Consider the following 6663-nt stretch of genomic DNA (forward strand, 5'->3'; position numbering starts at 1 on the left):
CGCCTCACACAGTGATCTCCACCTCGCGGACTGACGTGCCGCCGTGGGTGTCGACGACCACGCGGTAGGGGCCGACGTCGTACGTCCCTGCCGCGTTGTTCCGGATCTCGAAGGTGTCCTCGATCTCCCGGACGGTGCCGCGCGACCAGGTCTCCGTCACGGTGATGGTGAGCGTGTTCGTCGATCCAGGGGCCCGCTCGACGGAGGCGGAGGCCTCCGTGTTCTCCAAAACTCCGGTCAGTTCATCGCTGATCCGGTAGTAGTCGAAGTCGACGTGGCCTCCCAGCTCCGTGGTCGCATAGTTGTAGAGCGCGAACCGGTACCCCATGAAGTGGTTGTCCGTACCGTAGGCCATCTGCTGGGTGTCTCCCAACTGCTCCCAGTGCACGCCGTCGATGCTGTAGTAGAACGTCCCGTGGTCGACCTGCTCGGTGAAGTCGGCTTCCGCCTTCAGGTAGACCGTGTCGCCGGTGAGAGGGACGCTCTCGACGACGGTGCGGCTCGTGGTGGAGGAGCTGTTGACCATGACCAGGGACTTCCCACCGTCGTCCATCCGCACGTCGATGGCGCCGTAGCGCGCGGTGAACAGGGAGAGCCCGGCCCGGTCGCCGTCGTTCATGCCGCTCACGTCCAGGGCCACCTCGGCCGACGACGTCGGCCCGAATGTCCGTTGCGTGAGCGTGTTGCGGGCGTCCAACAGGTCTGTGGCGAGGTGTCCCGTGGTGAGTCGCAGCCATCCCTCGCGGTCGGTCAGCGACCAGAACCTGTTGTCGGGGTTGTGGTTCCACTGCCAATCCAGACTCAGATTCGACCCGTTGTACGCGTACTCCGGGAGGTCGGGGGCCTCAGCCTCGGTGTAGGTCGGCCGGGGAGCATCGTTGGTGAACTCGTCGGAGGAGACCACACTGGCCGGTTCGAAGCCCGGGATCGGCTTCTCGCCCTCGCGGGTCATGTGCTGCCCGGTGCCGTCCTCCCCGTACATCGGCCAGCCGTCGACCCAGGTGATGGGGATCAGCCACGGCATCCGGCCGGCGGCTCCGCTGTCGCGGAAGACCACGCCGTACCACCTGCCGTCCTCGAGCTCGACGATGTGGCCCTGAGCCGGGCCGCCGCCGCTGTCCCCGATGCGCACATCCTCCTGGCCGATCGTCCTGGACTCCCACGGGCCGTCCAGGCTCTCCGCACGGTGGGCGACCTGCGTGCGCGGCTTGCCCGGCGGCCAGGTGATGCATTCGATGTAGTAGGTCGCCTCGATCTTCTGGATGTGGCAGCCCTCGGCCAGTCCCTCCGTCGGCGTCACTCCGGTCTCGGGGTCCGGGGCGTGGATGGTCTCCAGGAGCACTTCGGGCTCCGCGCCCTCGGCGAAGCCGGTCACGGTCTCATTCAGTTCGATGATCTGCAGCGGGTCGTTCCCGTAGGCGAGCCAGTTGCGGCCGTCGTCGTCCAGCAGGAGGCTCGGGTCGTGGTAGACGCCGTCGACCTCTGTGCGACGCCAGGCTTCGTTCTCAGGGTCCTCGGTCTGAAAGAAGTACGTCGTATCCGTCGTGTAGGAGAAGACAACCAGGTGGAACGTGCCGTCCCTGTAGCGCAGCGTGCTCGCCCATGTCCCCTGGCTGTACATGTCGGAGCCGTCCAGCGTCGTCTCGGGCAGGTCGTCCAGCACGAGGTAGGCGTAGCTGACGGTCTCCCAATTGACCAGGTCGTAGGACTTCATGATCGGGACGCCGGGGTTCATGTGCATCGTCGTGCTGGACATGTAGAAGGCGTCGCCGACGCGGATCACGTCGGGGTCGGGGACGTCTGCCCAGATGACGGGGTTCAGATAGGTGCCGTCTCCCTGGTCGGAGGAGCCGACCACCCGATGGTCCGTGTCAGCGGCCCTCTCGCTCGGGGACGCGACTGCTGCCGGGCCGAGGCTCGAGAGGCCCACCATGAGTGCGGTGGTCAAGGCGATGCTCTTTCTTCTGCGGGTCGAGGTGCTGCGTGTGTCCATGGTCGACTCTCTGGGGCGGTATCTGGAGCAGATGCCGGAACTGGTCGCCGCGTGGGCGTGTCTGGGGCCGCCCGGCGACGGCCCCAGACGTGGATGACTCAGCGCAGTGCGAACTGAGCGCTGATGCTCGCGCCGTCCTCGGTCGTGGCGGTCGCCTCGAAGCAGGAGCCGGGGGTGCGAGGAGTCTTCCAGTCGTGTTGGAAGGTCCCGTCGTCGGAGGTGACTGAGGTTTCGCTGGGCTCCGCACCGTCCACGGGTTCACCGGTGTCGCAGGAGATCTCAGTCGTCGTGACCGTCGCCGCGTCCGGTGCGCTCAGCTCCGGGTCAGACGACTGCACGGAGAACTTCAGTGGCACGGTCCGCCCCGCCTTGATGGTGGTGACCTCGTCCGCGCCGCCGACCGGCGCTTCGAAGCCGCTGATCGTGCTCGGCTCGGTCGGCTCGGTCTGGTGGGTGAGCAGACCGGGGCGGTAGGGCCACTGGCCGTACTCGCCGTCGATCTCCGGATCGCGGCCCTGGTAGAGGAACTCCAGGTTGCAGGCGTCGATCGTCATCGTCTGATCGGCGCTGGTGCGGATGAGTTCGCCGTGGCTGATGTCGTCGGTCCAGGTGGCACCGCTGTTGGCCTTGCCCGCGAAGGGAGCATCCTCGCTGCCGGCCTGCTCGGTCCATTCCCCGTCGAGGCTGTCGGCGGTGAAGGAGCGGAAGTAACGCCCGTCTTCGCCGATCGCTTCGACGATCATCAGGTACTGGTCCTGCCCGGCCACGTTGTACACCTGGACAGCTTCGAAGAGGTTATCTGTGGTGTCGCTGAGGATGATCGTCTCGTCGTCGCCGAAGTTCCCAGGGAAGTCCTCCAGCGGCATGTCAGCCCGGTAGATGTGCCCGTTGTCTCCGGCGAAGAAGAGGTACATGTCCGTGTCGTCGCCGATCAGGGCCTGGTCGATGGGCCCGGTGGGGGAGTCTTCGATCTCCCCGGTGTAGAGCGGTTCGGGCTCGGACCAGCTGTCCGGGTCGGTGGGGTCGTCTGAGGTCCGGTAGATGAAGGGCCAGGGGCCCCACTGATAGGCCAGCACCCAGGTGTCCTTCGGCTCGAAGTGGAGCAGCGTGGGCGCCACGGTGGAGTTCGTCATGACGGTCTGCTCCGCGCTCGCCATGTCCGACCAGTCATCAAACGGTTCGAAGGCGATCGACTCCCACTGGTCGCGGGTGTCGTGGGTGGTGGCATAGACCAGGTGCTGGTCCTCGTAGGGGACGACCGTGAAGTCCTTGAGCGAGACGTACCCTTCCGGCGGCTCTGCGAGCGGGCCGGTGGAGGTCCAGTCGTAGCTCTCCGGCAGGGGACAGGAGCCGGTGGCGGTCGCGTCGGCGCCGGACTCCGCCGGGACATCGCCGGAGGCTGCGACGGCGGTGGCCGCAGTCGCCAGCAGGGTCACGGCGAGGCCGAGACCGGCCGAGCGCACTGCGAGGGTTCTCTTCCTGGTCATGTTCTGCACTCCTCAGTGGGTTGATGCTCTCTTCAGGGAAGATCGGTGATGACGCTGCTCGGGCGAACCGGCAGCGGTGTCAATCGCATGCGGGGTGCTGTGGTGAATCCGGTTGTGTCCGACCACGAGACCCCCGCGGAGCAACCTGTGATGTGCGCCACGTTTTGTACTTTCGGGAGACTATATAGGTCGGTTTCCTCTGTCAACAGTTCCTGGCGGCCTCCGATGCTGGCCTGATCTGGGGCTGGGGTGAGGATGGAGGGTGGCGTCCGCGAGGGAAGCCTGCGGCGCAGGCGTGCGTCGCGTGGGGGTGTGGCGCTGAGCGCGCTGTTCCATCTCGACCGGTGCAGCGCTCCGGCGGGCCCGCCATGTCCGCGACGGGACCGGCTGAACTGGCTGATGGCTGTGTGCCTGGGGAGTGGGGCATCCTGGTTGCATGAGCAGATCAGAGCTGGTCCTCATTGGTGGAGCATCCGGGGTTGGGAAGTCGTCCGCCGCATTCGCGCTTCACGACCTTCTCTCGGCGCGCGATGTTCAGCATGCCGTTGTGGAGGGCGATGCGCTGGACCTTGCATACCCCGCGCCGTGGGACTCAGGGATCGCCTTTGCGAACCTCGCGGCGGTCTGGGCCAACTACAGGGCTCTCGGCTATCGCCGGCTGATCTTCACGAACACCGTCTCGGTCCTGGAGGTCACCGCCATCGCGGAAGCGATGGGGGATGATCCCCGCGTCACAGGCGTGCTGCTCCAGGCGTCCACGCGCACTGTGCGCAATCGGCTCAGTAGACGAGAGCAGGGGGCCGGTCTGGACGCTCATGCTGCCAAGAGCCGGGCAGCTGCCGTTCGGCTCGAGGCCGAAGCTGAGTCCTCAGTGCACCGACTCGACACTGAGGGTCTGACGCCTGAAGAGATTGCCGTACGGATCGGCGCATTCCTCAGGTGGACGAAGTGACGCTCGATTGGGGGCGTGTGCACCACAAGCGAACCCCTGTGCGGCACGAAGTCGTCGAGTGCAGACGCGCCGGTTGGAGCGACTGGGGAGTTCTGTGTTCTCTGAATCGAAAGGGGAGTGTGCGATGCGGAAGGGATCGGCCTGCATGCGCGGCCCCATTGTGGCGGCCGGGCGAGGCGCCTTGCCATCCTAAATCTATATAGCTAGGGTTTGACGCATGGAGGATATCGGAAGGATCACCCCGGCTACAGCTGATGTGCTACGCGTGTTCCTGGAGCAGCTCGGGGAGGAGCTGTGGGGTCTGAAGGTCATCCAGCTGACGGGCCGTCCGGCGGGGAGCGTGTATCCGATCCTGGACAAGTTGGAGTCAGCGGGATGGGTAGAGTCCCAATGGGATACGGATGAACAGCGGCGGGGTCCACGGAGGCGTCTCTATGTGCTGGCTGCCGAAGCCCGTACGCCGGCGCGCCGCTACGTCGCCAAGGCGGAGACACGTCAGCAGACGCTGGGCCGTCATTCGCCCCGGTGGGGGACTGCATGACGATGAAGGCCCCCACGCGGCACCGGGTCGCTCAGTGCGGGACCTGGGCCCGTCTGCTCCTGGGCCTGGCGACAGTGACGGCACCTCGGACGGCGCGTGAGCGCTATCGCGAGGAGTGGGCGCACGACCTCGACCACGCTGATGAGCTGAACCTCAAGCGCGGTGACCTTCTGGTCGGCATCCTCTGCCGCTCCGCGTCTGCCCGCTGGACGCAGGCCACACGCCTGTTCGACGTGCGTCGCTGGCTCCAGACGAAAGGACAAAGACCCATGATCAAGTTCGCAGCATTCAGCATCCTCGGAGGCTTCGCATTGGCTGGTCTCGGAGCATACGCGGTGCACTCGTTGCTCCCAGTCTCGGCAGAGACGACCTACATCGACATGAGCGACTACGAGATCGTTCCCGCTCCGCCGGAGGTGGCTCATACAGATGTGGTCGTCGAGTGGGTTGATCCGGCCGATGGCATCCCGGCAGGTTCCCCGGAGGAGGAGTTCGGGCGCTGATCCGCTGGCGCCTTGATGCCGTTGAGGGGCGGCCATGTGGCAGGAGGTGTGTGACGTCGACCGGGTCGCGTCATGAAGGTGCTGGCGGAATTCACCAGACGCTCACAGGTGGCGATGTGGTGTCGAACGCTGGTCTTGGAGCTGCTGCCGGCTTGAGGCGGCTGTTCCCCGAAGCCACAGAGGCGCGCTGAGGAAGCCTTCGTGGCCAACTCGACTCGGTTGAGGGTGTCTACTCCGGGGTCCTCTGTGTGAGCGGCCACGGCTCGTAGAGCACATCGGCGAACGAGGCGACTTCGTGGCGGAGGCGAGACGCGATCTGTTCACCGTCTCTGCGCCATTGTTTACGACTCTCGCGGTCGTCCCACCCCTCGACTGGATCGAATTGCTGCTCCCAGACAGCGTTCCACCGGGCCATGTCTCGGCTCAACTGCCCAGAGAGGCCGTAAGTCTCAGGATTAGTGGTGTATCCCACGTCCCATGTCGGTGTCGACGACTCCCATAGCGGCCACGTTCGACCGTAGTCGGGAAAGAGCCGAATCACGCGGCGCTCCGGCGCACCCCTGCGCATGCTCAGCTCGCGCGTGAGTCGGCGAGTCATGGAGCGCCCCCTTCACCCTTGAGGCGGTCGAGAACGGACGCGAGCCTGTCGACCGAGACCATCACCTCACGCGGTCTGGGTTCCTGGGCGGACCCCACCACCTGGTGCGACTCCAGGACCTGCATGATCCGTTCGGCCTGGGCGTAGCTGAGGTCCAACTTCCGCTGCAGCATTGGCGTCGAACCGAATTGAGTCGTGACCACGAGCTCGGTGGCCTGCAGCAGGAGGTCACGGTCCTCGTCGCTCAGCACTCCATCGCCTCCTCGATCTCCTGGCGTCCAGGGCGACGTGCTCGTCTGTCAGCATCGTACACGCCAGCACGTGAGGCACTGCCGCAGGAATCTGCGTGGGGTTCGTGCCAGAAAGCACCCGAAGATCGAGCAGACAATCGTCGGCGATCACAGCGAGCGGTGTCCGAGATTGAGGCGCGTGACGTGGCGGGAGCGCCCACGACAACACGCTCATTCGCCCAGTATAGGCTTTCGCCTGGGGGTTATAGGCCAAAATGTGTGTACAGCGCGGCCGGGGATCGTTGATATAGCGGGGATGTAGGGGCCTGCACATGCTTTGAAAGCATGTGGGGTGACTC

Annotated in this window: 6 protein-coding genes; 3 read left to right on the forward strand and 3 right to left on the reverse strand. The window is 65.5% G+C overall.

Translation table 11 applies throughout. The features are described from left to right. Positions 1–4: 4 nt before the first annotated feature. Positions 5–1948: a glycoside hydrolase family 43 protein gene (locus BCY76_RS13020; protein ID WP_170922694.1), complete on the reverse strand. Its 1944-nt coding sequence runs from the start codon at positions 1946–1948 to the stop codon at positions 5–7. Between the two features lie 143 nt (positions 1949–2091). Next, entirely contained in the window at positions 2092–3480 is a 1389-nt protein-coding gene (locus tag BCY76_RS13025) for a non-reducing end alpha-L-arabinofuranosidase family hydrolase (RefSeq protein ID WP_085437790.1), read from the reverse strand. A gap of 436 nt (positions 3481–3916) precedes the next feature. On the opposite strand from BCY76_RS13025, the gene BCY76_RS13030 reads away from it, so the two are divergent. The 3 genes from BCY76_RS13030 (at position 3917) to BCY76_RS17665 (ending at position 5476) form a co-directional block, all read left to right on the forward strand. Continuing rightward, positions 3917–4432 carry an ATPase gene (locus BCY76_RS13030; protein WP_070160629.1) on the forward strand — a complete coding sequence of 172 codons (516 nt, stop codon included), beginning with the start codon at positions 3917–3919 and terminating at the stop codon, positions 4430–4432. 217 nt (positions 4433–4649) lie between these two features. Further along, positions 4650–4973 (forward strand): PadR family transcriptional regulator, encoded by a 324-nt coding sequence (locus BCY76_RS13035; RefSeq protein WP_070160627.1) that lies wholly within the window; start codon positions 4650–4652, stop codon positions 4971–4973. Positions 4974–5242: 269 nt separating this feature from the next. Then, complete coding sequence (locus BCY76_RS17665) at positions 5243–5476, forward strand: hypothetical protein (protein WP_139827788.1); 234 nt, start codon at positions 5243–5245, stop codon at positions 5474–5476. 594 nt (positions 5477–6070) lie between these two features. Here BCY76_RS17665 and BCY76_RS13050 read toward each other — a convergent pair. Then, on the reverse strand, positions 6071–6325 hold the full coding sequence (locus BCY76_RS13050; RefSeq protein ID WP_070160621.1) for a DNA translocase FtsK: 255 nt from the start codon (positions 6323–6325) through the stop codon (positions 6071–6073). Between the last annotated feature and the right edge of the window lie 338 nt (positions 6326–6663).

The organism is Nesterenkonia sp. PF2B19 (assembly GCF_001758425.2).
Taxonomy (GTDB): domain Bacteria; phylum Actinomycetota; class Actinomycetes; order Actinomycetales; family Micrococcaceae; genus Nesterenkonia; species Nesterenkonia aethiopica.

Bases quoted from the DNA above. Each gene is read 5' to 3' on its own strand.
- BCY76_RS13035 (WP_070160627.1), top strand. From the start codon at position 4,650: ATGGAGGATATCGGAAGGATCACCCCGGCTACAGCTGATGTGCTACGC.
- BCY76_RS13025 (WP_085437790.1), bottom strand. From the start codon at position 3,480: ATGACCAGGAAGAGAACCCTCGCAGTGCGCTCGGCCGGTCTCGGCCTC.
- BCY76_RS17665 (WP_139827788.1), top strand. From the start codon at position 5,243: ATGATCAAGTTCGCAGCATTCAGCATCCTCGGAGGCTTCGCATTGGCT.
- BCY76_RS13030 (WP_070160629.1), top strand. From the start codon at position 3,917: ATGAGCAGATCAGAGCTGGTCCTCATTGGTGGAGCATCCGGGGTTGGG.